This is a genomic window from Bacillus sp. 7_6_55CFAA_CT2 (assembly GCF_000238655.1).
Classification (GTDB): Bacteria; Bacillota; Bacilli; order Bacillales; family Bacillaceae_G; genus Bacillus_A; species Bacillus_A cereus.
In genome coordinates this window covers 455,530-481,869 of sequence record NZ_JH414711.1, presented here as the reverse complement: position 1 = coordinate 481,869, position 26,340 = coordinate 455,530, and the positions used below count along the sequence as shown (strand labels likewise).

Sequence of the window (26,340 nt, the reverse complement as noted above, 5' to 3'; positions counted from 1 at the left end):
AGCCGCTACTGTTTCATTCGTTAAATAGTGTAAACTATTCGTTGATTGTTGCACCGTTGATACGCTGTTTTTAATTTTACTTACCATTTCATTCATTTGTTCAACCATATCATTAAAGTGCTTAGTCAACTCTCCAACTTCATCTTTACTTGTCACTTTCATTCGCAGCGTTAAATCGCCTTCTGCTACTTTTTGCACGTGATTCTTTAATAGTTGCAGTGGTCTTGCTAATCTTCTTGAGAACAAGTAGGAAGCTACGATTCCAACTAATAAACTAATACATGCCATTATAATAACTGTATTTCTCGTACTATTTAATAGCCCATCGATCGTTTCTTTCGGATAAAAGATTCCTATCGTCCATTTCATCGTGTCAAATGATTGACTATAAACAACTACATCTTCACCTTTTATTGTAGTGACCGCATATTTTGTTCCCTCTTTATTTAAGCTCTTTATAAGTGGCTCTTTAGAAACATCTTTCCCTATCTTTTCTGGATAAACAAGAGCCATATTTTTATCATTTATAATAAACATTTCTCCGTCATTATTGTATTGAATATTGTGAAGCAACTTCTGAATCGTACCAAGCGATACATCCATCGCAACAACGCCTAATACAGACCCATCTTGAGCTGTAATTGCTTTAGAAACACCTACACTTAACTTTCCTGTTGCAATTTCATAAGAAGGTTGTCCCCAATGGACCTTTTTTACATCAGCCTCTGAATCTTTATACCATGGTCTTGTCGTTGGATCATATCCTTCTGGCACTTGCCCACCTTCAGCAAGATTGGCACTTAATGTTTTTTTATCTTTCGTACCAATATATAAATCTAAAATACCAGGATGATTCTTTTTATACTCCGCAAACTCTTTCGTTAAAAACGCTTCCTCTTCTGGAGTAACCCCACCTTGAAGTATATTACGAATCATCTCACTGTTCGCGTAATACCCCATATCTTCATCCGTTCTTTGAACAAATGTCGTAAGTTGCTCTGTTACAAGATCCATCGCATTTTGAGAATACTCGTCTAAGGAACGCACTTCCTTTTCTTTCTGTAATTGATACACAGCTGTACCCAATATTACGAACATCATAGAAATAAGAACTGAAAACACTACCGCAATTTTTAAACGTAAACTTCTTAACATCTTCCCCCCAGCATCCCCTTCGCATTAAATTAAAATCTTATTAATCATTATATTAAGTATAATAGATAAAATTAAAAAATTGAAATTAATTCTCACCTTAATACAATTAGAAAACGGACTACCACTTGTGCAAAAACAAATAGTTCATTATCCTTAAAATATAATCTCATTCGTTCGGAGGGAACTATGTTACAAAAATTCGGTTTCTCACAATATGAAAGCCAAGCTTATGAAGTTGTCGTATCAAGCAATGAACCATTAGATGCTACAACGATTGTGAAGCATTCAGGTGTTCCAAAAGCAAAAATATATGAAGTGCTAGCACGCCTAATCGATAAAGGAATGGTAATGGATTCTGTTTCAGAAAAGAAAAAACTGTATACAGCATTACCACTAAAGCTAGCAATTGAAAAATTAACGACAGAATTCCAATCAAATATTAAAGAACTGGAAACAAATATATCAAAAAAATCATTTACAGATGACCGTGTGTGGAGCTTAAAAATGCAATCTTCTATTCGAGTTCAAAGTAAGGAACTCATTGAAAGTGCAAAAGAATCAATCCGTATTTCAGCTTGGAATGATACTCTTTTAGAATATCTTCCTTTACTAGAACAAAAAGCAAAACAAGGTGTTCAAATTGAATCCCTTATTGTTGGAGAAGTAGAAACAGACTTAGAAAACATGCATTTTCTAATCCCAGCTGAAGAACCTAATGCATTAGAGCGCTATTTGCTACTCATCGTTGACGATCGTGAAATTTTATTTGCTGGCGTAGAACAAGATTCATGGCAAGCGATGAAAACAATGTCACAACCTTTCGTGAAGTTCTTTACAGAATTTTTCTATCACGACGTTGCACTTGCAAAGATTACCCAGAAACACCATGACCTCTTTATGGAAGATGAGGAAATTAAGAGTTTGTTAATGAAATTAAGATACTAATTAAATAATAAAAAGGAGTCTAGTTTTTCACTTAGACTCCTTTTCGTTTTGTTCCTTTATCTCCATCAACAGCTCAATGATTTTCTCATTTTGCTCTACCTGTTTCTCTGAATTTTTATAGATGAAACGAACCCATCTAAGTGCAAGAATAATAAGAAACAAGGGGAGCATTGAAATTAGAAGACCAATAATTGAAAAATTCGTATACATATCCATCACCTCGCTATATACAACGTTCTCCATACATCTACTAAAACCTGCAATTTTTTACAAAAAAAAGAACCTATCAAACGATAGATTCTTCTTTTGCAAACTGAGTAGAACGTCCTCTTGTAATCGAGAAAATCGCACAAAGCAGAGCTAATATAATAAAGCCACCGCCTACCCAAGCGTTATATATAACAGATGATTTTTCAATAACAACTCCGCCTACTGTTGAACCGAGCGCAATCCCTAAGTGAAGGGCAGAGTTATTTAAACTTTGCTGAATACCAGCTGATTCTGGTGCAATTTCAATTAAATAGTTTTGTTGCGCTGGTGAAATCGCCCAGCTCAGCATACTCCAAAGTCCCATCATAATGATGAAGAGCGGGAATGAGAATGTCATTAATGGCAGTATGAAGATTGCACACGCAAATACGATAATGATAGAAATAATACTTTTCTTCGATCCCCATTTATCAGCAAGCCAGCCACCGAATCCGCCACCAATTACTGCTGCGATTCCGAAAATAAAGTAAAACACACTAATCCAGTTTGCTTCAACATGCATGACATCTTTTAAAAACGGTGTTAAATATGCATACAATGTTAAATGCCCTGTTAAAAACAAAAATGATGTTAACTGTGCACTTACAATTTTTTTATCTTTTAAAGTAGCAAGTTGTTCTTTTATTGATAATACCGATGTCGGTGGTACTTTCGTTAAGAATAATGAAATACAAGCAATTGCCATAACTGTTAATACCGAAATTAATACAAATGGTGCACGCCATCCGTATGCATTTCCGAGTACAAGACCAAGCGGTACTCCAAGTACGAGTGATCCACTAATTCCCATAAAAATGATTCCAATTGCACGCGCACGAAAATGTGGTTCTACTACACTAGAAGCAAGTGTTACCGATAGTGCAATAATTAATGAACCACTGGCCGCACAAATAACCCTTGAGAACATCAGCATTCCGTAATACACACTAAATGCCGAAATAATATTTCCGATTAAGAAAATCGATAATGCTCCAACATACAATGTTTTTCTTTCAAACTTCCCTGTCAAAGCTAATAAAACTGGACCTGACAAAGCAAATACTACCGAAAATATTGTTATAAGCTGACCAGCTGCACTAATAGATACTCCTAAATCATTGGCAACTAAATCGAGCGTTCCTCCTATAATTAGCTCAACCGTTCCGACTACAAAAGCCGCGATAGCTAAAATATAAACACGAAAATTCAAGTCTTTCCCCACGCTTTCTATTTTGGTTACTACGACTATAGTAACCAAAATAGAAAATGGACGCAAGTACAATTTTTTTACAGTAAAAAAGGTAGGCGTATAATACGCCTACCTTTTCATCATTCTGTTTCTTTCTTCTTATTCAAGTACCAATACACCGGAAGTCCCGTAAATACAATTCCAATCGATAAGAAACAACTTACTGGATCGTTAATAATCGCACTACCAATTACAAAGAACGAACCTAAAATCGCTACGATTGGTACGATTGGGAATAACGGCACACTATATGCACGCTCTTTATTCTTATTACGTTTTCTTAAAATGAAGACACCAATAAACGTCATTACATAGAAAATATAAATAATGAATACGGAAATCTCAGATAGCTTATTCGGATCACTAATAATCATTAAAATAATTCCTAAAATGATTTCAACAGTAATCGCATTTGCTGGTGTTTTAAATCTCGGACTTTCCTTTGCAATAAACTTAGAAAATGGAAGTTGTCCACGCTCTGCCATAGACATTGGAATACGTGGGAATGTTAAAATCTTTCCATTTAAACAACCGAAAATAGAAACGATAATACCGATACTAATAATTTTTCCGCCATATTCTCCAAGTAACATGCCCGCAGCTGTCGCTGTTGCATTTTCTCCAAGGTCTACAATTTTCGCTGCTGGTAATACATTTAATAATGCCAAGTTAATTAATACGTAAGCAGCCGTTACGATTAAAATCCCTACTGTCATTGCTTTCGGTAATAACTTTGTTGGATTCTTCATTTCTCCACCAATCGAAGCAAGTAAAATCCAGCCGTCATAAGCAAATAACGTTGCTAAAATTGCCATACCGATACTTTGATTTTCCGATATCGGCACAACTACGTTAAAAATATCGCTATTCCCTTTCCAGAAACCTAGCACAACAATTAACACAATCGGAATCATCTTCCCAATTGTCGTGATTGTTTGAACGATACCTCCGTATTTTGTTCCCATACTATTTACAACGCCAAGGAACACAACCGTTCCAATTGCGATTGGTAAATTCCACACTTTATCTAAATAGAAAAAATTAATCATTAAAGAACTAAAGTATAAACCTAATGTTCCGATAATAGCAGGTCCATAAACAATTGTTTGCATCCAACCTGATAAATATCCCCAAAAACTTCCGTAAATCTCCTCTAAATACGTATACAACCCACCATTTTTCGGGATTTGCGCTCCAATTTCAGCAACTGTTAAACCACTTGCTAGCGTCAACAGACCACCAATTACCCAAGCAAGAATGGCCATATTAGAACTCCCCGAGTAATCTAATACGCTCCCTGGTTTCATAAACACACCAGATCCAATAATCGTTCCTACTACGATAGAAAGTGCTACTGTTAAACCAATTTTGTTCTTCTCATCATGATGCATGCTGCGTATCCTCCTTCCAATCCTAGTGTGATGCAAAAATGAAATAAAAAAACACTCCTCCCTAAAAAAGGGACGAGTGTTGTATTCGTGGTTCCACCCTTGTTTCAATTCGTAAAGTAACACACTTCACCAATTTCTCAAGTCTAAATAACGGTTTTTGCCGGCAAGCAATTACTAGATGCTCGTTCACTGCTGCAGTTCAGAGGTGGTAATCCATTTTTCCGTATTAGGAAGCTCACAGCCAAAGACTTCCCTCTCTGAGAATCGTAAAAAATTGATCGTGTCCTCATCATCACTTCTTGATGTCGAATTTTGTAGTTATTGTTCATTATATTGAATTGTTAGAAAAAATCAATATATTTTTTATATAACATAGGAAATATTTATCTTCTTATATTATAACAGAAGCTGTAATATTTCTCTAATTCCCTAAAATTGGTATAATTTATATAGGAGGTGCATCAATAATGATTGCTGTTTTTTGTATCATCGCTACATTTCTTTCTGTTCTATTCGCCATCATGCATCGGCACAAATATCCTGGTTATAGCATTTTAGCGGTAGCTATTATACCAGCTGTTTCCTTCTATGTATTAGGTAAATATCAATATACAGAAGTATTTATCGGTTTTGCAATCTTCTACTGCGTCTTTGGATACATACTAACAATGAAAAAAATTTTATTAAATCATTAAAAGGGACCGATTTCTGCTGACAGAAATCGGTCCTCGCACGTGCCTTCCGGTTGCCCCACGAAAGATACATAAATCAATTATTTATCTTCTTTTTTCATAAAAAACTTGTGATGCGGAAGATCCACATTTAATTCCTCTAATTGTTTCTTTTCATTGTCTAAAATCGCTTTTGCTTTTGTTTTTGTTGCCTCATCTAATCCTGCAAAGATGTCTTCATGCTTCTCTTTCTCTGGAAGTTTCACACCTAATTTTGTTAATTCTTCTTTTGCTTGCTCATGCGTTAATTTTCCAGATTTCTTTTGCTCTAAAATTGACTTTGCTTTTGCTTTTGCCTGTTCATCTAAGTTAGCAAACATGTCTCCATGTTTACCTTTCTCCGGCATTTTCACGCCTAGCTTTGTTAATTCCTCTTTTGCTTGCTCATGCGTTAATTTTCCAGATTTCTTTTGCTCTAAAATCGACTTCGCTTTCTCTTTCGCCTGCTCATCTAAGTTAGCAAACATGTCTCCACGCTTACCTTTCTCCGGCATTTTTACGCCTAGCTTTGTCAATTCCTCTTTTGCTTGTTCACGTGTTAATTTTCCAGATTTCTCTTGCTCTAAAATGGATTTCGCTGTTTCTTTTGTTTGTTCATCTAATCCCGCAAACATTTCTTTACGTTTTTCTTTTTCTGGAAGCTTTACACCTAGTTCCTGTAACTGTTTCTTTGTATCGTCCATAATCGTTTTTACTTTTTGTTTTGTAGCGTCATCTAAATCTTTTTTCGCTGTTTTTGTCGCTTGCTCAGCTGTTGGAGTATTTGTTGCCGCGAATACCGGAACACCGACTCCTCCAATGATTCCGAATGATAAAGCACCTGCAATCGCTAAATAACCAACTGTTTTCTTCTTCATAGGAAATTTCCTCCTTCATATTTCTAAAGCATGTACACTTTCGTATACAACGCCAATAGTAATATTGGTTTCTTAAAATTTCCTTAACGATTCAAATAAAAAACACCGCTCGTAATGAGCGGTGTTTCTCTATGCTTTTTGTAATTGTAACTCTTCACGTTCCATTATTTTTCTTAATACAATTGTTTGTGTCATTGTAAATAAGTTACCTGTTATCCAGTACAACACAAGTCCTGATGGCGCCGCAAACCCCATAAATAGAATCATTGCTGGCATCATAATTTGCTGCATCTTTAGCATCTGTACTTGTTCTCCAGGTGTAATATTCGATTGGAAAACTTTCATCTGAATAAATGTCGTTAACGCTGCAATAATCGGTAATATATGATATGGATCTGCATGTCCTAGGTTCACCCATAAAAACGAAGATGTGCGAATCTCTTCCGTTCTGCTAATCGCATAATACAAAGCAGAGAAAATCGGCATTTGTATAAAAATTGGCCAGCAACCAGCAAGTGGATTCCAACCGCCTGATTTCATTAGTTCTGACATTTCTTTTTGATACTGCTTTTGTTTTTCAAGGTCTTTGCTTACATCACCGTATTTTTTCTTTAGCTTCTGCAATTCAGGTTGCATTTTCTTCATTTTCGCTTGGCTGCGATATTGCGAAATAGCTAATGGAATCATGGCTGAACGAATAACGAGCGTCATAATAATGATAGCAACCCCGAAGCTAGCTCCCGGTATATGATGAGCAACAAATTGAATCATATACGAGATTGGATATACAAAATAATGGTTCCATATTCCCGTACTATGTGAATCAATTGTGCCTGCATTACTGCAGCCAGATAAAACAAAAACAAGTACTACTGATAAACTAATGAGCGCAGCTCGGTATGATTTTAACATGTTCATTCCTCCAATGTTTCGTAATTATTTAGCGAAACATTGGTGTATACGGACCAACCTCATCATTCTCTTCACTTGATTCTTGTCTGCGTACGGAACGAATCATTCCATATTTATAAAAAATTGAAAATAGCGGTACATTTCCCGCACTATCTTCACATGTATCAACTAACGCAAAAGCTCTTTGTCTACCGCTTGATGCTTGTTGACGCACAAAGCGAGAAACATTAGCAAGGAAGAAAACTTCTAATAAACAAAGTGCTGTCGTTACAAACGATATATATAGAATTGCATCCTGCAATAAAAATTCCATCGCTTCACATCCTTAATAAGGTCATTTTAGCACATCGGGCAAATATTCTCTATTTCCTTTTATTTTCAAAAAAAGTATTTTGCATATTTTCTCAAGAAAACAATAATTAAGAAACGTTGTATTCGCTTTCTTTAGCATATTCACACACATCAATGAATAGGCTTGATTTATTAGAAATTTATAAAATTTTTGCATTATAATAAAACTATTGCCAGTTTTTGAAAAAACCTTTATTCTCTTCTTGTAATCAAAAATGAATATGGAGATGAAACATACTATGGGTCAACTAGGAGACGCCGATTACGTTCCCGACACCGCCTTTTTATCCTTCCCAGCAGCTAAAACATTTCACTTAGAATTTATGATACAGTTGGTTGTTATTTTTATAGCTTCTATTTTGTATGCAATTTCTATGAATATGTTTTTTATCCCGCATAATATGATTAGCGGTGGATTCGCTGGTGTAGGGATGATTATCGGTTATTTAATGCACTACAATATCGGTGCACTTATCTTTTTACTAAACATTCCTCTTCTTATTTTAAGTCACTTTTACTTAGGCAAGAAGACAACCTTTTTAACAGCGTACTTTGTAGCTGTTTCATCGTTAGCGATGAACATTATCCCGGTACACCAAGTTTCAGACGATATTTTACTTTCTTCTGTATTCGGTGGTGTTATCTGCGGAGCAGCTTCAGGAATTATATTCCGATTTGCTTCTTCAACAGGTGGTTTTGATGTTGTTGGATTGATTGTAGCGAAATATCGAGATGTTTCAATTGGAGCAATCATATTTGTATTCAACTTAATCTTACTTGTAGCAGCAGGTTTTATTTTCGGATGGGATATTACACTTTATACGTTAATTAGTCGATTTGTAGTCAGCAAAGTTATCGACGCTGTGCATACGAAACATATTAAATTAACGATAATGACTATTACAGAAAAAGGCGAGGAAATAAAAAGCGCACTACTACATCACGGCATACGCGGGGTGACAATGGTAGACGCTGTCGGCGGCTATACAAACCATAAGAAAAAAATGATTTACACTGTCGTGACTCGCTATGAGTTAGGCGAAATGAAACGTATTATCCGTCAAGTGGATAACAAAGCATTTATGAACATTACTGAAACAGTTGAAATTGTCGGCCGTTTCAAACGCATATAAAACAGGTTAATAAATTAAAGGGCATAACATATTAGTCATATATGTTATGCCCTTTGTTATTCAACTAACGTACCTTTTAGCATAATAAAATCACTAAGTTTATTACTACAAATCGGAGGATAGCATTCCATATACAATACTATCTGTCCATTCATCTTTATTCCAAAAATCTTGTATGAAATGGGCTTCCTTTCTCATGCCTATTCGTTCACACAATTTTTGTGAAGCTGTATTACGTGCATCAAGATTAGCCTGTATACGATGTACATTACATTCATTAAATAATTTCAATACCAAACTACTTACTGCTTCTGTTGCCAAACCTCTCCCAGCTACTTCATTTGAAAAACTATAACCAATCTCAACAGTGTCTTTCATATTTGTGTACCATACTGATAAATCACCAACTACTTTAGTTTTGTATATAACTGCCAAACTTAATATTGTTTCTTTAGTAAGTACATTATTTGCTAGCTTCTTATTAAATCTTTTCTGCATGTCTTCATGAGTCCACTTATTATGTAATAGGAACTTACATGTATCATCACTATTATAAATAGCAAATACTTCCTGTAAATCAGTACTCTTAAAAGGTCTAATTATTAATCTTTCTGTTGTGAACTCCAAGTTAGCTCTCCTCCCTTACATTCATGCTATAAAACATTTTTTATAGTATTTAAGCCTCATTCTTAGATCTCACCTTGATTACATATTTCATCATAATAAATTAAAATCCTTCTTTCACTAAACTGCACCGTTAATGGTATTTCCTTACGCTTTTTATTTTTTACACTTATTACAAAATCAGATAATTCTATCATTATGTCCCTAAATGTGTTATAATGAAAGCAGACTCACAAAAAAGAGTATATAGACTTGGAAGTTTCTCTTATTTTACAAGCAAAAAGAAACGAGCAGTCGGGTATATTTCAGACACCATACACGTAACGGTTTAAACAACCGATCATCTTAGTTACTCTTCAATGATCTTTTTATAAAAAGATACGTACAATTAAAACTCACTTCAATATACTATACCTACCTTTTTGACTTCCAAATCATCTTATTACATAGGGAGATGAACATATGAATCAATATATACGATATACAATAGCTGTCCTGTTTGCTATTATCGGCGGAACAATCTGCTTCTGGACAAACACTCAGCTTGGAGAGAATATCATCTTTAATGGAATCGAAACACTTGTAAGCGCTTCAATTTTAGGCGGATACATTTACTTCCTCTTCAATCCAGAAGAAAATGCTCAAAAAACAATGTTATTAACAATGATCGGAATCGTTGGTGGATGTATTTCCTACTCAATGACAAACTATACATTACCACTTCAATTAAGCTCAGCTTTCTTCCACGGTCTATGGACTTGGTTCATTGCATTCTGCCTAGCAGACGTATTCAACCTATTACAAGACACTGAAGAAGATAGCGGTCGCCAAATTGAAAGTAACTCGTAAGCTGGAAGATACTCTTCCAGCTTTTTATATTGTTTTGCATATCCCCGCATCACGATAAAAAGAAGTTATCCTCACGGCAACTTCTTTTCCACATACCCCACTTCGTATTCACTAAAATATATCAACGATTTTTCAAATATATCGATCATTTCTCCACTTATATCAGCGATTTTTTCATTATATCGACGGTTCAACACAAGATATCGATTTAACGACATCTTTCGACACTCGAAACGCACAACATACCCTATCCCCCAAGCAACTTACTGCCGAACTCTACGATTAAAAAGATAATTAATAAGATCGCGAGTATCTTTAATGCTACATATGCCACTTTAAAAACAACATAAATGAGCAAGACTATCAAAATAATTGATAAAATTTCCATATTTACTTCCTCCAAGCTTTGCTCTTCTTATCTCATTTTACTCGCCCCGGACTATTTATGGAACGGCATAAGGCGACATAGAAAAAAGAGGATACCTCACCCATCGTAAGATACCCTCACCTTCAACTGCTCAAACCATTCTCTTTCTAATTGTAAATATCCCATCTCACTCTTCTCGGCGCTCTTTAATTCTTTATCAGCTTTCTTCATATAAGTATGGGAAGCTTCTAGATCATTCTCTAAATATTTGATAATTCCTTGTGTACGATAATATCCGTTTAAGTCCATTTTTGTAATAGCCTTTGCATGTTCCTTTGCTTCTTGCAAAGAAAGACTATCCATCTCATAAAGGGCTTTATATAAAAGATACCAACTATGAAAATTACTAACGAAAAACTTATTTTCTTTCGTTACAGGTAATTGAACAATTCGTTCTATATACGGTATCGCTCTTTTCATTCCCTCTTGATCTGCACGAGCAAGGAAGACAAGCATAAGTCTACTCATTATCTCTCTTATCCCTTTATTCTCTTTTATTTTCTCCTCACTCAATTCTACTAATCTTTCATCCCAATCTTTCGGTCTTTTATAACTAAATAACTCACTCGATATTTGAATCTCATATAAATGATTTCTAGCTCTTTCATCATCTTTAATTAAAATAAGAAATTGCATCCCATCACTCATAAGCGTTCCTTTTATCGGCACAATTGTAACCGCAAAGATTGCAAAATGGAAAAAGGAAAAATATAAAAGATATTGATAATAACTCACCATGTATATGTAACCGGAAGTAATACCAAACAGTAAACTCGTAATCGGTCCACCTAAAGTGAGCCATGCCCACTTTTTCGAAAGATTCGGTGTCTCTATAGAAGGTGGTACTAGTGTTGCAACGCCTCCAAAGTAAGCCCATAATTTATTTTCTCGAATGCGTAATTTTCCCTTTTCTTTTTGAATAGTAATGGGTCCTACTGTCATAAATTTAAATGTTAAACCACCTATTACACCAAATACTACATGTCCTAGCTCATGAATGGCTAACACTAATAAAAAAATTCCAACTATTGCCCATAGGTTCAAAATTACTTCTAATTTCCCAGTTCGGATTACTCCGTATAAAATGGACAAAATTAGCGCCACTGTCATTGAGCCAGCTGGCCTTCTTAAAATATCCACCTTTTTCTCCCCTTAATAAATCATTTTCCTCTGCATTTCGTACATGAACTTCCCAAGATGCAATATCCAAATAAATGAGATTAAGCCAATTAATACAAAATCGATATTACTAGCAGCTGTATATATAACGGCAGCCCACCATACATATGCCAATATTGTATTCGTAAATTCATATGCTTTATATCCAGCCTCATGCACAATGTGCTTTAATCCTTCATCTGCGTTTTTCGTCCACATTTTCATAGATTCCATATACGTTACACCTTGTTCAGGATATAGCTTATTATAACGATTTTTTGTTATGAGTCCGATAATTACTACTGTAGTTAAACAAGCAATAGAAGCTACTAAATTCCACACCGCAAATGAAACATTTGTATCCTGCAACAGTGCACGTCTACATGTAATAACCGCATATACAAACCATGCCTGCGTAACTATATCACCTACACGTAAATATATACTTATAATGCCTAATTTTCTGCCTTGTACGCTCTCTTCTTCATCGCGTGCCTCTGCTAACATACGTGTATTCTTCCAAGTATAGTACATCATTAAAATTCCAAAAATAGTACATATACCTATAAATGTATTGGATGATAATTTTCTCGGTTCATCCGAGAGTAAATTTAAAGCTATATAAGACGTTAAAAATCCTCCTATCATACTTAATGCTATTTTCCCCACAGAATCAAATTGTTTTTTTCGCTTACTCTTCATCGTCCTCTTCCCCCTCTACTAACGTAAATATTTCCTCCACCGGTACATTGAAAATTTGTGCAATTTTTAACGACAATACGATAGATGGTGCATAATCCCCACGCTCAATTAAACTAATCGTTTGCCGTGATGATCCAATCGCTTTCCCTAAATCCCCTTGTGATAAACGATGCTTTGCTCGCAATTCCCTCACTCGATTTTGAAGCTTCATGTCTTCCCTCTTTTTCATTTATTTAATTAAAATTGTAAATAATATCCTTATATTTGTCAATTATAATTGTCATTACGACTATAATAATTGACAAGATACTTATTTCTTATCTTGTATCAAATTCCTATAAAGAATGTAAAATGTGCATTAAACATAGTCTTAAAAATAAAATAAAAAAGGCAGTGCTTTTGCACTGCCTTCCTAAATTCTGACATAGAATGGATTTCATATTAACTTGCGTTTTGTAGTAATACTCGTTTTAACTGCTTACGGAAACGAATACCTAACGTAACCGCTACAATCACAATAACTCCAAAAATAATTTTACCGATATGACCTTCTAGCACTCCAAAGATATCATGTAAGTTTCCACCTAACCAGTAACCACCGATTAAGAAGAATGATACCCAAAATAGAGCGCCTGAATAAATTGTAATGGCAAAACGACGGAATGGTAAATTAATAATTCCTGCAAAGTATCCTGTGAAATGACGTACACCAGGAATAAAGAAACCAATAAAAATTAGGAAGTACCCATACTTATCAAACCACATTCTCGTTAAGTCAATTTTTCTTTGTGTTAAAAATACGTATTTCCCATACTTTTGAATGAAAGGCATACCTAATTTATTTCCTAAAAAGTATTGAATCGTCATTCCTACACTTGTCCCAATAAAGGATAGAATAATTAAAATCGGTAAACTTAAATCACCCTTATGTGCTAAAAATCCCGCATATGCTAATGTTGGCTCTCCCGGAAACGGAAGTGCAATATATTCTAACAGCAAGCCGACAAGTACAACATAATACCCGTATTGCTGAAATAATTCATGAATCCATTCCATGTCATCTCTCCTTTCAATCCCGTACAACTTCTTACTATTATTGTATAAAAAAATTGTCGAAATAACTATCACAATAGCTTACATTTTTATTACATTTTTGTAAGGGTCACACTAATGATTTTCGTTCTTTATTAAATAGTAAAAATTATTTTCCAAGTCGAAATAGCGAAAAGACGCATTAATAACATGCAGATTTCATCCATTTTTTAGCACTAAAAAAGCTCTCTTATTTTGTTCTCAATAAAAAACCATCACAAACTCATGCTAACTTCATATTAGCTTCATATACGTATTGTAAGATTATATCGGAATTTGTTGAAAAATTTAACCAATATATGACTAAGCATTAATTTGAATAAATATAAGTCGTTTTTCGAAATTGAAAAAAGGGTGAATACGAAATGGAAGCATATAAAATGCACGATTTTATTAATACAAATGTTGAATCTCATCAAAATGAAACCGTTTTTAATTTACAAATATGTGAAACAAGTGAATTTGACGTAAGTTTAACAAAATCTACAACACTATCTTTTATCGTTTCAAAAAAGAATATTAAAATTGTCACGAAAAAATGGATTAATTCAAATCAAGAAAGCATGATTGGCAAAAGCTACATCATTCCAACAAAAGCTTTTCACTATTTCTTACCAATCATTTCTGAAAATGAAGATGAGCTAAATATTCAAGTTCAAAGTTTTGGCCTACGTGGTGAGCTTTTATTAAATGAAAGATTACTTATTGATAACAACAAACACAACAGCAAAATCACTACATTCTTTGAAACATTAGATGAAAATGTAAATAAAGCATTACGAGGATTACAACTTCATTGTATGTAAGACTATTACGATAGTAAAAGGAGAATAACAATGAAAAAATTATTATTAAGCGCACTATTATCATTAGGATTTTTAACTCTTCCATTCGCTAGTGCAGAGGCAGCTACAACGAAAGATCAATTAATCGTAGACACTCAGTTAAATAAAATGGATTATTATCAGGATGGAAAATTTATAAAAAGTTTTACTGTCGCTACTGGAAAAGCTGCAACACCTACACCTAAAGGCACTTTTCAAATCGTAAATAAAATTAAAAACCGCCCTTATTATACAGGCAAAATTAAAGGCGGCGATCCACGTAATCCACTTGGTGACCGTTGGCTCGGATTAAATATGGCAGGAACTTACGGAACAACTTATGCGATTCACGGAACTAACAATAATCAAGCAATCGGCAAATGGACAACACTTGGTTGTATTCGTATGTATAACAATGATATACACTGGTTATTTGAGCGCGTTCAGCAGCAAGCTACTGTCACTGTAAAATAGCCTAAAAACAAGATTTATGTGTAGCCAAGAATTTTATGTCTTGGCTTATTTTATTTATTCATTTACAGTAGCAAAACAACTGTATTTACATATATAATAGGAATAGATTTGATTAGCTAATATCTAAACATTGATAAACGTAGATATTAAAATTATACAGTTATAATATTTTATAAATTTTATAATACATACTATAATAGAACTACTGTAATTCTGAATTATTCAGTAACACTAAACTATTCCCCTTGCTACCTTCATGATTATTTTATAGCGGGGGCTTATTATATGTATAAACAATCTGAGTCACTCGAAAAATGATGAATTCGAATATTGCAGTAAAAAGCGTTATTTAGGAGGTGTTACTATGACGCATATACTGGTGATTGAAGACAACCCAGATATACAAGAACTGATTCGTGAATTTCTAATGGCACAAAACTTTACCGTTGATGTAGTTGGTGCCGGAACAGAAGGTATTCTTCTTTTCCAAAAAAATTCATACGATCTTGTCCTCCTCGATGTAATGTTACCAGATATAGATGGCTATAGTATTTGTAAAATTATGCGAGGACAATCTGATGTACCAATCATTATGTTAACAGGCTTACATAATGAAGAAAGTGAAATTAAAGGATTTGAGTTAGGTATTGATGACTATATTACGAAACCGTTCCATTACACTGTATTTATTAAGCGTGTAGAGGCTGTATTAAGAAGAGCAGCAACGAAGGAAGCAGAAGCTGCAACTATACTACAATTCCATGAATTGATGTTAAACTCTACAGCATATGCAGCTTATGTTCATGGTAATCAAATTGAATTGACAACAAAAGAATTTGAAATTATTTATACTTTACTGCAAAATCGAGGAAAAGTATTATCAAGAAGTGATTTGTTGAATAAGGTATGGGGCTATGAACATTATGGTGATGTAAGAGTTATAGATACACATATTAAAAACTTAAGAAAAAAATTAGGAATTCCTTATATTAAAACGGTGAAAGGCATTGGCTACAAAATCGAATCGTAGCAAAGACAACATCACCAAAAATATTTTCATCAAAACCTTATTATTTTGTATTCTTTTATCACTTTGTCTTTATCAAATTATTTACTTTCTAGCTTCAAACTACGATAAAGAACGTTTTGCGAAAGAAAATGGAACGCCGACTACAGAACAGGCCGATTCAGATAAGCAAAACGACGGAAGTAAAACGAAGCAAAATAAAGCTGTGTCAAAGGGGAGTATTTCTAATTTCCAATCTTCTATTATAGATTATAAATCTCTTTCTACAGCTATCAATCACCTTTTGCAGCCTAGCCAAACTGCAAAGGCAAAAGAACATACACAAAATCTTTCGGGGAAAAATAGCACTTCTAATCCGCCTACAGAAGCAGAAAAGAAAGCCGCTAATAATGATGCCTTACATACACAAAATGCAGCAAGTAAAACAAATGATACAAATGATAATCCAAAGTTAGCAGATGCGTTGCAGCAATTAGCTCCACATATTGGCGCGACAATGCTTGCATTATCACTACTCGGATCATTAATTTATACAAAACTAATTGCCAAACCTTTTCAATATATGAGTGATGCTTTAAAAGATATTATGAATCTTGATTTCTCCGATAAAAAGCTACTTAACAAAAATGCAGATCAAACAGATTTTAATTTGCAAGTAGCTGCTTCACAAGTACCAAATATTGTGAAGAATTTACATGCAAGCAATCAAGATTTAAGAAACGAGCTCAAGAAGGAACAACAATTAGAACAATCTCGTAAAGAATTTATGTCTATGGTGTCCCATGAATTAAAAACACCAATCGCAGCCGTCATGGGACAACTAGATGGCATGATTCACGGAATTGGAGCTTATAAAGATAGAGATAAGTATTTGAAACGTTCCTACGAGATGATGCAAGACATTAACATATTAACGGAAAAAATGTCGGAATTATCCAAAATACAAAACCCTCAATTTAAACCGAATTTAGAAGTCATTTCTTTATCTAATATTATTGAGGATGTTATGAAGAAGGTAGATTACTTTGTATCTGTAAAACAATTAAATGTACAATCTAATATTAAACACGACGTACAAATTTTAGCTGATCCTAAATTTATTCAAACTGCTATTTTTAACATTATTTCAAATGCAATTCATTATACAATTGACCATCAACACGTATATATAAAGCTTTATGAAAAACCAAATGGTTACGCATTAGAAGTATTAAATACAGGTTCACAAATTGATGAAGATAAACTTGCTCATTTATTTGAGCCTTTCTATCGCGCAAATCCTGATAAACACGGGTTAGTACAAGGTAGTGGTCTTGGATTATATATCGTGAAACAAATATTAGATAAACATCAGTTTCCTTACGGGATACAAAACACAGCTCAAGGTGTAAAATGCTCCATTGTATTCCCAAAAGCAATGTAACATTTACTATAATTACATATCCCAAACTCATACTTCATGTGTGAGTGGCGGAATTTTGTAGAGTGTCTTACTCTGTTTCGTTCGCCCGTTATCCTTATTTGGATAGCGGGCGTTTTTTATTACTTAAAAGGAGGATTTTTTTATGGAAAAGTTTAAATATTCATTGCTCGTTTTATTCGGTGCTTGCAGCTACGGCATACTTTCAACTATTTTCAAACTCGGATTCATAAATGGATTTTCAGCACATCAACTACTAGGGGGACAATATGTCTTCGGATGGATTGGACTATTTCTACTCGTTCTTTTCTTTTCACGTCATAAAGTAACAAAAAAACAATTTTTTTCATTACTAACCGTCGGAACAACAATGAGTATGACTGGGATTTTTTATGCTATTTCTGTAGAAGAACTACCCGCATCTATCGCTGTCGTCCTACTCTTTCAGTTCACTTGGATTGGTGTCATTATCGAAGCCATTGCAAATCGAACATTTCCAAGTCGCGATAAGATCATATCTATCCTTATTTTATTTGCTGGTACATTGTTTGCAGGTGGTGTATTTGAAGGCCTCGGACAAAGTTTTTCTACGAAAGGGATTATCTTTGGGCTATTAGCTGCTGTCTCTTTTTCATTCTATGTTTTTGCAAGCGGACGCGTCGCTACAGATGTTCCGCCTTATACAAAAAGCTTTCTTATGACAACAAGTGCTACTCTTATCGTATGCCTATTCTTTCCGCCAACCTTTTTAACAGACGGTGCTTTGCAAGCCGGTCTATGGAAATATGCTTTCTTCCTCGGATTATTCGGCGTTGTTGTACCTGTCATTTGTTTTTCAATCGGTGTACCAAAGGTTGGAACAGGGCTTAGTACGATATTAGGTGCAGCTGAATTACCAACTGCTATTATCGCTTCTATTACACTTGTACATGAAGTCGTAACGTTCATGCAGTGGATTGGTATTATTTTTATATTGGTTGGGATTTTCACTCCTCAGCTGCTTACGGCTAGGAAAGAAAGGAAACACAATCGCGTGCATAGCGCTTGAAAAAATACAGAATTTATATAAAAGATATAACTGCAATTAAAATAAGTAAATTTATCTGGAGGTATAAATGACTATTTTAAGCATCATATTTTTTGCTATTATGTGTATCTTCTTCCTAATAAGATATATGAAAGAAAAGAAATCTTACGATTTACTTCTCGTTCCCGTTTGTATATATGCAGGAGCAGTGAAAACTCCTTTCGTAGAGTACTTAAACTTTAATACTACATTTAAAATAACGTATGATATTGCAGCTATTATTCTTGTAATCCTTGCTGTACTTTTCTTTTTGAAAGATAAGAAAGAGAACCATACTGCATAACAAAAGACCTTTCATTTACTTGAAAGGTCTTTTTCTCTATCTCATTTTACCGCTCCATACAGCTTCTCTATCTCATGCTCAATTTGTTTTACATCGATTCGCTCAAATAATGGCTGTACGCTATCAATTCTACTTGGCAACGTATTTTGCGGTTCCCAATTTCGTTTCACAATCGACAATGTGCTTCTAACTCTTTCACTTGAAAATGGTAAAAATGGCTCAAGGAGATGGGCAAAATTAGCGATAAGATACACACAGTTATAAATCGTTTCTTCACATGAAACTGGATCATCTTCTCTTTGTTTCCAAGGCTGCTTTTCATCAAAATATTTATTTGCAAAACGTACTGTATCAAATACTGTCTCTAACGCCACCTTAAATTTAGTTTGCTCAATCGCCTCTCCTACACGCTTATATAATCCTTCTACTTTATCTTTCAGCTCTACTTCAATACTTCCTTTCGGCACGATACCACCATAATATTTTTCAATAAACTTTAATGTCCGGTTCACAAAGTTCCCGTATGCACCTAATAATTCACTATTATGACTGTAAATAAATTCCCGCCATGAAAAATCAGTATCGCGATTTTCTGGTGCGTTGACGGTTAAAAAGTAACGAATAGAATCTGGATCATAGCGTTCTAATATGTCAGGCACCCATACTGCCCAGTTTTTACTTGTAGATAATTTTCTTTTTTCAACTGTTAAATATTCATTCGAAACGATATGACGCGGGATTGCTTCCTCCCCTATTCCAAGTAATACCGCTGGCCAAATGACGGAATGAAACGGAATATTATCCTTTCCGTGCACATAATATGTTTTCGCTTCGCTAGCCCAAAACTCTTGATCATCTTTCCCTGTTTCTTCAACCCAATGTTTACTCGCTGAATAATAGCCTGTCACTGCTTCAATCCATACGTAAATTTTCTTATCTTCATACCCTTCTACTGGAATTGGTACCCCAATTGGTAAATCTCTTGATACTGCCCTATCTTGTAACCCTTCTTTTACATATCTTTCTGTTAATTGAATTGCATTATCACGCCATGTTCCTTTTTCTTTTGCGATTTCTACAACTTTTTTAATTTTCTGCTGAAATGTATGCAACGCAAAATAGAAATGCTCTGTTTCCTCTACAGATGGCGTACTACCACATAATTTACATTTCTTTTCTAACAAATCGAGAGGATCTAAAATAGCAGAACAAGCATCGCATTGATCTCCTCTTGCTGCTTCATGGCAATGTGGACATATTCCTTCTACATAACGATCCGGTAAAAACTGCGTACACGTTTCACAATACGCTTGTTCCACTGTTTTTTTATAAATATGTCCTTCTTCTAATAAACGTAAAAAAACATTTTGAACCGTTTCATGATGGTGCTCACTATCTGTACGTGTATAGCAATCATAAGTAAAACCAAGGCTACGAAAACATCGCTGGAACTCTTCATGATACTTATCAGCAATTTCTTTCGCTGTCACACCTTCTTGTTTTGCTCTAATTGCAATCGGTGTTCCATTACAATCACTCCCTGAAACATACAGCACATTCTCACCTTTTGCCCTGTAATAACGCGCTAAAATATCTCCAGGTAACAAACTCGCAATATGGCCAAGGTGTAACGAACCATTTGCATACGGCCAAGCGCCTCCAATAAAAATACTCATCTTACATTCCTCCTTTTAAATATAAAAAGCCCCGCCCTTATCTTAAAAAAGATAAGGGCGGGGCTGTATAAACAGTCGCGGTACCACCTTATTTCGCCAATTACTCACATAATTAGCCTTAACAAGTACGGAGCTATATGCTCTTATACTGTGGTTTTGATAACGAGTACCAACTCTCGTCGCCACCTACTATTATCATTTGATAAGTTCAGGACGAAGCTCAAAGACCATTGTTCAAATGAATATTCTTGCTTCTTCTCAGCTACCGAAGCTCTCTGGAAAGAATGTGTTCATCCTACTTTTCCTTTTCAACGCTTTTACGTATAAAAAGTATTGTACGACTTAATAACAGAAAAATCAAACTTTTATTCAGAAAGAAAAGGAAATCCCATCCCTCTGCCGAATAACTATACGTTCACAAAAGGAGTGATAACATTGAACCAAAAACAACTAAGCACTATAAATGAAAAAAGCTGGAATACAGCTGCTTATGAAGCTTGGACGAATCACCACGGGGCACCAGCTGATTATGCGAAAAAAATCATGAAAGATCCCACGCGCGAAGTAGCACATTATTTACCTTACATACAATCTCCAAAAGGAAAATGTATTATTAATTTACTCGGCTCAAAAGGAAATAAAGCTGTCGCACTCGCTCTTTTAGGAGCTGACGTAACAGTTGTTGATATTTCAGCAAGTAATGCAAAATATGCAAATGAACTTGCGGAAGCCGCAGGCGTCTCTATTCATTACATCGTTTCTGATGTACTAGATGTAAATCTCTCCAAATCATTTGATATCGTATTACTGGAACTTGGTGTACTTCATTACTTTCTAGATTTAAAGCCACTTTTTATAACAATCTCTCAACTACTAAAGCCCGGTGGAATACTTATCCTTCGCGATTACCATCCAATATACACAAAGCTATTAGGAGTAGACCATCCATCATTTCGAGCAAGTGGAAATTATTTCGATGAAGAATTAATTGAAGATGATGTTGCTTATAGCATCCTTCTTACAGAAGCACAGAAAGAATCGCTACCTAAAACAACCATCCGTCGCTGGACGTTAGGAGAAATTATTACAACACTCGCGGAAGAACATTTTAAAATTGAAAAACTAGTTGAAGAACACGGACCTCATCAAAGATGGCTCTTCCCTTCTACTGCACCGGAAGGAATCGAAGAACGTATCCCTGGTCTATATACAATAATTACGACAGCATGCAAAAAAGGATCCCTTCACGGATAGGATCCTTTTTGCATGCTCACGCATATAAGTTGAGGTTGGAGATTACCATAATTCTGTAGAATAGGACACAAGATATTTCAACATTTCGTCTCTGACTTACGTCGTCAAAAAGGGGTATGACCAACATAACGAAGAGTAATGTTTTAGTTGATACTGATAATCGTTATCAACTAATTAGAAGTATACATGATGTCATTTCAAATTTCAATAGCATTTCTAATATTTATTTATGAATTTTATGATATGCAAATGTATACATTTTAAGAACTTTTTCTAATACCAATCTGACTCCTTCCATTATCTGCTATAATTTTTATTGAACAGATTAATAACTTCATAATAATGTTTTTATTAATTTCGTTTTAAATATCCATAAATCATAATAAACAGTTTAAATGAGGGTAGGGGTAACGATGAAATATGTTAGTATTCGAAAAAAACTACTGTTCACACTCTTAAGCATTTCTTCTTTATTTAGCATTGCTCTTATAGTTATTCTTTCATTCGCCATGAATCAAGCAAGTGAAATCGAAACGTTAAAAAATGATGTATCAAAAAGAGCGACGATTTTAAAAGAACGTGGCGATTGGTTCCAAGCACAAGTTGCTGGTTTACAAGAATATTTACTATCACATGATCAAAAAGGATTAGATAAGTTCAACCGAGAAGGGAAAAAATTAGCTGATACTAGAGAGAAAGTAACAAGTGACAAGAAGCTCCCAGAAGGAATGAAAGAAGCTATTTTAATGGGGGGAAAATGGCGTAGCGTCATAGATAATGAGGTACTACCTCTTGCTCGTGAAGGAAAATGGGACGAAGCATCCAAAATTGCTTTAGCACAAACAGATTATGTAAATGATCTTTTAGATCGTTTTAATAAATATACAAATGAAGAGAATGAGAAACGTGACGCATTAATTGCTGACGTCGAGTCTTCTTCATCACTTATTCAATATATTATTTTCTTCTCACTCATTACATGTACATTAACGTCTATTTTATTAGCATGGTGGTTCTCTGGTAAACTCGTTAAACCAATTCGACAAATTGATGAGAAGTTAAAAGAATTAGCTTCTCAAGATGGAGATTTAACGGCTAGATTACACGTAACAAGTAAAGATGAAATAGGTGACATTGCAAATTCCTTTAATCAAATGCTCACTAACTTACAGCATATAATAAAACAAGTTCAACAAACATCAACAAGTGTAAAAGAAGCTTCCGAAAATGTATTTATCGAAACGACTGCTTCTATGGAAAATACCGCAAGGACCCAAGAAACTATGAATGCTCTTGAACACAATATTCGTTCACAAGTTTCTAGCATTGAAGAAAGTTCAACTGCAATGGATGACATGGCAACAAGTGTTCAGCGTATCGCTGAGTCCGCCTCTTCTGTTACTAGTTTAGCTGTCACAACTTCAGAAAAAGCAGATGATGGGAATAAAGTCATTGAGAAATCTATTACACAAATGCACACAATTAACGAAGCTGTTAACGCTACATCACAAGTAGTTGAGCGACTCATTACACATACAAATCATATCGATACTGCACTTCAATCTATTTCGAATATCGCCGAGCAAACAAATTTACTCGCTTTAAATGCTTCTATTGAAGCAGCTCGTGCTGGTGAACATGGAAAAGGATTCGCTGTTGTTGCTGATGAAGTTCGAAAACTTGCTGAACAATCTCAACTAGCCGCAACTGACATTAACCATTTACTGCATCAAATTCAAGCCGATACTAAAATAGCAAATGACATGATGACACAAGGTCAAGCAGAAGCTTCTGAAGGAATTACTGTTATTCGTACTGCCGGATCTTCATTCTCAGAAATTGTTAACCACATTAACAAAGTCTCTACGCAAATGCAAGAAATGTCTGCAACTGCTGAAGAGATGGCTGCAAGCTCTGAAGAAATGAACGCAGCTTTAAATAATATCGCCTCTATTTCAAATGAAGTTGCTGCAGAAACATCACAAACAGCACATTCAGCTGGTGATCAAGTAAACAAAATGAGTATCGTGGCTAACAAATCATCTGAAATGAAAACAATCGTACAAGAACTTGAAGTTCTCGTCTCTCATTTCAAAACAAACGCTTAAAGTGAAAATGACACGAGCTCAAAGGTATAGGAAAGAAAGTTTTACAGGTTCTCCTTTTTCACTTTAAAATATCTCTTTCTATCTCTCATTCCGTCTGCTATAATTCCTAAAGGAAATAAGAAAGCTTTATTCCAACTGGAGTAAAGCTTTCTTTCAATTTTTTACATTTATTAATTCTAATACTAAGATTTCACAAAGGAGGCTTTTAATTATATGAATTTTGTAAGTATCAGAAAAAAACTTATCTTCATGATGGGAACGATTTGCGCTTTATTTGGCATCGCCTTAGCTTTTATTTTATTTTTTGCTATTGACCAATCTCGTAAAGCTGAAACATTACAAAAAGAAATTTCTCCACTGGCAACAGAATTGAAAGAACGTGGAGACGCTTATCAAGTACAGCTATCTGCTTTAAGAGGTTATTTACTACAACATGATCAAGTCGAATTAGACAAGTTTAATGAGATGAGTAAACGTCTTGAGGATTCAAAAGATAAACTTCTTTCTAATCCAAATCTTTCTTCATCCGTAAAAAGTACAATGGAATTAGGGTCTACTTGGAGAAAGTTCGTTGAAGAAAAAGTATTCACTCTTGCAAAAGAACAAAAATGGGAAGAAGCTTTACAAGTAGCTTCTTCAGAAAACGGAACGGTCTATAAAGTAATTGGTGACTTCACAAATTACAGTAATGAACAAGCTAAATTACGTGAACAATCTATTGAACAAATTGATCAATCTTCACTAGGAATTGAATATGCAGTCTTTCTATCACTTGTTATTTGTATTGTCGTTGCAATTATTCTTGCATGGTGGTTCTCTGGTAAACTTGTGAAACCAATTCAACAAATTGATACAAAACTAAAAGAATTAGCCTCTGAAGAAGGTGACTTAACGGCACGTCTACAAGTAAATAGCAACGATGAAATAGGTGCTATCGCAACATCATTTAATAAAATGTTAGAAAACCTACAACATATCATTAATCGTGTTCAAAAAACATCAGTGGAAGTACAAACCGCTTCTGAAAATATGCTGGAAAAAACGAATACATCACGTGAGGCGACATTAAGAGTCCAAAGCTCGATGTCCAACTTAAATGCAAGTATTCAATCACAAACTTCTAGTATGGAAGAAAGTTCAACTGCAATGGACGATATGGCAGTAAGTGTTCAGCGTATCGCTGAATCTGCTTCATCTGTAGCGGAACTTGCTGTTGCCACATCTGAACATGCTAGCGATGGAAGTACCGTTATCCAAAAATCTGTTTCACAAATGACAACAATACACGAAGCTGTAAATGCTACGTCAGAAGTGGTTGAACGTCTAATCACTCATACGAAATATATTGATACTGCTGTACAATCTATTTCTAATATTGCTGAGCAAACAAACTTACTTGCTTTAAATGCTTCTATTGAGGCAGCTCGTGCTGGCGAGCACGGAAAAGGATTTGCTGTCGTAGCTGACGAAGTTCGAAAACTTGCTGAACAATCTAAAACAGCTGCAACAGACATTAATCAATTACTACATCAAATTCAAAATGATACAGAAACTGCTAGCTCTATGATGTCTCAAGGCCGTTCTGAAGCATTTGAAGGTATCAATGTTATTCGTGAAGCTGGTACTTCTTTCACAACAATTGTGGAACAAGTAAATAAAGTATCTACTCAAATGCAAGATATATCAGCAACTGCTGAAGAAATGGCTGCAAGTGCTGAAGAAATGAATGCTTCACTTAATAACATCGCTTCTATCTCTACTGAAGTATCCAGCGAAACTGCCGCAACGGCGCAATCTGCTGAACAGAAAGTTATTGTTATGAATGAAATGACAGTAACTGCTAGAAAAATGAAACAAACAGTTGAAGAGTTAGATCAACTCGTATCTCATTTTAAAACAGAATAGATGTTCAAAAATATCCCTTCTTTGAAAGAGGGATATTTTTTTGAGCTCATTTCCTGCACATTATGCTCATTTCCGTTATAATGAGAATCGATATCATTAAAGTGTAGGAGGGGCTGCTTATGTCACAAGAAGCATTTGAAAATAAATTACTTGCCAATTTAGAAGCTGTTATTGACCCTGAACTAGGTGTTGATATCGTTAATCTTGGATTAGTGTATGACGTTACAGCAGATGAAAATAATAATGCTGTCATTACGATGACTATGACTTCTATCGGTTGTCCAATGGCTGGGCAAATCGTATCAGACGTTAAAAAAGTATTATCAACAAACGTACCTGAAGTTAATGAAATAGAAGTAAATGTCGTTTGGAATCCACCGTGGTCGAAAGAACGTATGTCACGTATGGCGAAAATCGCATTAGGTATTCGCGACTAAATAAAGTGGAAATTTCATCA

28 protein-coding genes, 1 pseudogene and 2 other annotated features are annotated in these 26,340 nt (G+C 34.8%); of the genes and pseudogenes, 14 read left to right on the top strand and 15 right to left on the bottom strand.

Annotated elements, in window-relative coordinates:
* Nucleotides 1-102 precede the first annotated feature (102 nt).
* Nucleotides 103-1,014 (bottom strand): annotated as a pseudogene (locus HMPREF1014_RS32645) (cache domain-containing protein); the annotation flags it as partial.
* Nucleotides 1,015-1,341: 327 nt separating this feature from the next.
* Between HMPREF1014_RS32645 and HMPREF1014_RS22990 the strand changes: the two are divergent.
* Entirely contained in the window at nt 1,342-2,100 is a 759-nt protein-coding gene (locus HMPREF1014_RS22990) for a TrmB family transcriptional regulator (protein WP_000939478.1), read from the top strand.
* Between the two features lie 27 nt (nt 2,101-2,127).
* Here the strand turns inward: HMPREF1014_RS22990 and HMPREF1014_RS22985 are convergent, their stop codons facing one another.
* From HMPREF1014_RS22985 to HMPREF1014_RS22975, 3 genes are all read right to left on the bottom strand, one after another.
* The gene (locus HMPREF1014_RS22985; protein ID WP_000288473.1) at nt 2,128-2,310 is read right to left on the bottom strand and encodes a hypothetical protein; all 183 of its coding nucleotides are present in this window, start codon (nt 2,308-2,310) and stop codon (nt 2,128-2,130) included.
* Between the two features lie 76 nt (nt 2,311-2,386).
* Nucleotides 2,387-3,571 (bottom strand): MFS transporter, encoded by a 1,185-nt coding sequence (locus HMPREF1014_RS22980; protein ID WP_157466032.1) that lies wholly within the window; start codon nt 3,569-3,571, stop codon nt 2,387-2,389.
* A 107-nt stretch (nt 3,572-3,678) separates the two neighbouring features.
* On the bottom strand, nt 3,679-4,989 hold the full coding sequence (locus HMPREF1014_RS22975) for an APC family permease (protein WP_000546311.1): 1,311 nt from the start codon (nt 4,987-4,989) through the stop codon (nt 3,679-3,681).
* A 65-nt stretch (nt 4,990-5,054) separates the two neighbouring features.
* Nucleotides 5,055-5,291: a binding site (T-box leader), on the bottom strand.
* A 165-nt stretch (nt 5,292-5,456) separates the two neighbouring features.
* Here HMPREF1014_RS22975 and HMPREF1014_RS22970 point away from each other — a divergent pair.
* A complete protein-coding gene (locus tag HMPREF1014_RS22970; RefSeq protein WP_000562238.1) occupies nt 5,457-5,684 on the top strand; it encodes a hypothetical protein in 228 nt (75 codons plus the stop codon).
* 77 nt (nt 5,685-5,761) lie between these two features.
* Here HMPREF1014_RS22970 and HMPREF1014_RS22965 read toward each other — a convergent pair whose 3' ends face one another.
* From HMPREF1014_RS22965 to HMPREF1014_RS22955, 3 genes are all read right to left on the bottom strand, one after another.
* Entirely contained in the window at nt 5,762-6,577 is an 816-nt protein-coding gene (locus HMPREF1014_RS22965) for a hypothetical protein (protein ID WP_000730885.1), read from the bottom strand.
* A 129-nt stretch (nt 6,578-6,706) separates the two neighbouring features.
* Nucleotides 6,707-7,489: a membrane protein insertase YidC gene (locus tag HMPREF1014_RS22960; RefSeq protein WP_000920518.1), complete on the bottom strand. Its 783-nt coding sequence runs from the start codon at nt 7,487-7,489 to the stop codon at nt 6,707-6,709.
* A gap of 28 nt (nt 7,490-7,517) precedes the next feature.
* Nucleotides 7,518-7,802: a hypothetical protein gene (locus HMPREF1014_RS22955; RefSeq protein WP_000394930.1), complete on the bottom strand. Its 285-nt coding sequence runs from the start codon at nt 7,800-7,802 to the stop codon at nt 7,518-7,520.
* A 277-nt stretch (nt 7,803-8,079) separates the two neighbouring features.
* Between HMPREF1014_RS22955 and HMPREF1014_RS22950 the strand changes: the two genes are divergently transcribed.
* Nucleotides 8,080-8,973, top strand: coding sequence for a YitT family protein (locus HMPREF1014_RS22950; RefSeq protein WP_000530044.1), 894 nt, complete (start codon nt 8,080-8,082; stop codon nt 8,971-8,973).
* Between the two features lie 105 nt (nt 8,974-9,078).
* Here the strand turns inward: HMPREF1014_RS22950 and HMPREF1014_RS22945 are convergent, their stop codons facing one another.
* Nucleotides 9,079-9,600 carry a GNAT family N-acetyltransferase gene (locus HMPREF1014_RS22945; RefSeq protein WP_000397316.1) on the bottom strand — a complete coding sequence of 174 codons (522 nt, stop codon included), beginning with the start codon at nt 9,598-9,600 and terminating at the stop codon, nt 9,079-9,081.
* 459 nt (nt 9,601-10,059) lie between these two features.
* Here HMPREF1014_RS22945 and HMPREF1014_RS22940 point away from each other — a divergent pair, with 459 nt between their 5' ends.
* Entirely contained in the window at nt 10,060-10,446 is a 387-nt protein-coding gene (locus HMPREF1014_RS22940) for a DUF3938 domain-containing protein (protein ID WP_001077776.1), read from the top strand.
* Between the two features lie 71 nt (nt 10,447-10,517).
* Here the strand turns inward: HMPREF1014_RS22940 and HMPREF1014_RS31920 are convergent, their stop codons facing one another.
* From HMPREF1014_RS31920 to HMPREF1014_RS22910, 6 genes are all read right to left on the bottom strand, one after another.
* A complete protein-coding gene (locus HMPREF1014_RS31920) occupies nt 10,518-10,664 on the bottom strand; it encodes a hypothetical protein (RefSeq protein ID WP_000056204.1) in 147 nt (48 codons plus the stop codon).
* A 29-nt stretch (nt 10,665-10,693) separates the two neighbouring features.
* A complete protein-coding gene (locus tag HMPREF1014_RS22930; protein ID WP_000404758.1) occupies nt 10,694-10,834 on the bottom strand; it encodes a DUF3985 family protein in 141 nt (46 codons plus the stop codon).
* A 96-nt stretch (nt 10,835-10,930) separates the two neighbouring features.
* A complete protein-coding gene (locus HMPREF1014_RS22925; RefSeq protein WP_002097959.1) occupies nt 10,931-11,983 on the bottom strand; it encodes a site-2 protease family protein in 1,053 nt (350 codons plus the stop codon).
* Nucleotides 11,984-12,025: 42 nt separating this feature from the next.
* A complete protein-coding gene (locus tag HMPREF1014_RS22920) occupies nt 12,026-12,733 on the bottom strand; it encodes a DUF3169 family protein (RefSeq protein WP_000837712.1) in 708 nt (235 codons plus the stop codon).
* Entirely contained in the window at nt 12,723-12,944 is a 222-nt protein-coding gene (locus tag HMPREF1014_RS22915) for a helix-turn-helix transcriptional regulator (RefSeq protein ID WP_000776168.1), read from the bottom strand. The genes HMPREF1014_RS22920 and HMPREF1014_RS22915 overlap by 11 nt, the downstream gene beginning before the upstream one ends.
* A gap of 230 nt (nt 12,945-13,174) precedes the next feature.
* Nucleotides 13,175-13,789 carry a DedA family protein gene (locus tag HMPREF1014_RS22910; protein WP_000454754.1) on the bottom strand — a complete coding sequence of 205 codons (615 nt, stop codon included), beginning with the start codon at nt 13,787-13,789 and terminating at the stop codon, nt 13,175-13,177.
* Between the two features lie 401 nt (nt 13,790-14,190).
* Between HMPREF1014_RS22910 and HMPREF1014_RS22905 the strand changes: the two genes are divergently transcribed.
* The 6 genes from HMPREF1014_RS22905 to HMPREF1014_RS22880 all read left to right on the top strand — a co-directional run bounded on the left by HMPREF1014_RS22905 (nt 14,191) and on the right by HMPREF1014_RS22880 (nt 18,940).
* Complete coding sequence (locus HMPREF1014_RS22905) at nt 14,191-14,631, top strand: DUF3978 family protein (protein ID WP_000388768.1); 441 nt, start codon at nt 14,191-14,193, stop codon at nt 14,629-14,631.
* Nucleotides 14,632-14,661: 30 nt separating this feature from the next.
* Nucleotides 14,662-15,123, top strand: a complete 462-nt coding sequence (locus tag HMPREF1014_RS22900; protein WP_000735058.1) for a L,D-transpeptidase — start codon at nt 14,662-14,664, stop codon at nt 15,121-15,123.
* A gap of 364 nt (nt 15,124-15,487) precedes the next feature.
* Complete coding sequence (locus tag HMPREF1014_RS22895; protein WP_000148833.1) at nt 15,488-16,153, top strand: response regulator transcription factor; 666 nt, start codon at nt 15,488-15,490, stop codon at nt 16,151-16,153.
* A complete protein-coding gene (locus tag HMPREF1014_RS22890; protein WP_000201959.1) occupies nt 16,131-17,573 on the top strand; it encodes a sensor histidine kinase in 1,443 nt (480 codons plus the stop codon). Before HMPREF1014_RS22895 ends, HMPREF1014_RS22890 begins: the two co-directional genes overlap by 23 nt.
* A gap of 142 nt (nt 17,574-17,715) precedes the next feature.
* Nucleotides 17,716-18,618 (top strand): EamA family transporter, encoded by a 903-nt coding sequence (locus HMPREF1014_RS22885; protein ID WP_000410486.1) that lies wholly within the window; start codon nt 17,716-17,718, stop codon nt 18,616-18,618.
* A gap of 67 nt (nt 18,619-18,685) precedes the next feature.
* Nucleotides 18,686-18,940, top strand: a complete 255-nt coding sequence (locus tag HMPREF1014_RS22880) for a hypothetical protein (RefSeq protein ID WP_000154125.1) — start codon at nt 18,686-18,688, stop codon at nt 18,938-18,940.
* A 41-nt stretch (nt 18,941-18,981) separates the two neighbouring features.
* Here HMPREF1014_RS22880 and metG read toward each other — a convergent pair whose 3' ends face one another.
* The gene (gene metG / locus HMPREF1014_RS22875) at nt 18,982-20,616 is read right to left on the bottom strand and encodes a methionine--tRNA ligase (RefSeq protein ID WP_000021557.1); all 1,635 of its coding nucleotides are present in this window, start codon (nt 20,614-20,616) and stop codon (nt 18,982-18,984) included.
* A 50-nt stretch (nt 20,617-20,666) separates the two neighbouring features.
* Nucleotides 20,667-20,937 (bottom strand) — a binding site (T-box leader).
* A 114-nt stretch (nt 20,938-21,051) separates the two neighbouring features.
* Between metG and HMPREF1014_RS22870 the strand changes: the two genes are divergently transcribed.
* From HMPREF1014_RS22870 to HMPREF1014_RS22855, 4 genes are all read left to right on the top strand, one after another.
* Nucleotides 21,052-21,870, top strand: coding sequence for a class I SAM-dependent methyltransferase (locus tag HMPREF1014_RS22870; protein WP_001072240.1), 819 nt, complete (start codon nt 21,052-21,054; stop codon nt 21,868-21,870).
* Between the two features lie 413 nt (nt 21,871-22,283).
* Nucleotides 22,284-23,978, top strand: a complete 1,695-nt coding sequence (locus tag HMPREF1014_RS22865) for a methyl-accepting chemotaxis protein (protein WP_000878438.1) — start codon at nt 22,284-22,286, stop codon at nt 23,976-23,978.
* Nucleotides 23,979-24,191: 213 nt separating this feature from the next.
* Nucleotides 24,192-25,883 (top strand): methyl-accepting chemotaxis protein, encoded by a 1,692-nt coding sequence (locus tag HMPREF1014_RS22860; RefSeq protein WP_001012188.1) that lies wholly within the window; start codon nt 24,192-24,194, stop codon nt 25,881-25,883.
* Between the two features lie 119 nt (nt 25,884-26,002).
* Nucleotides 26,003-26,320, top strand: coding sequence for a metal-sulfur cluster assembly factor (locus HMPREF1014_RS22855; RefSeq protein ID WP_000076422.1), 318 nt, complete (start codon nt 26,003-26,005; stop codon nt 26,318-26,320).
* Nucleotides 26,321-26,340 lie beyond the last annotated feature (20 nt).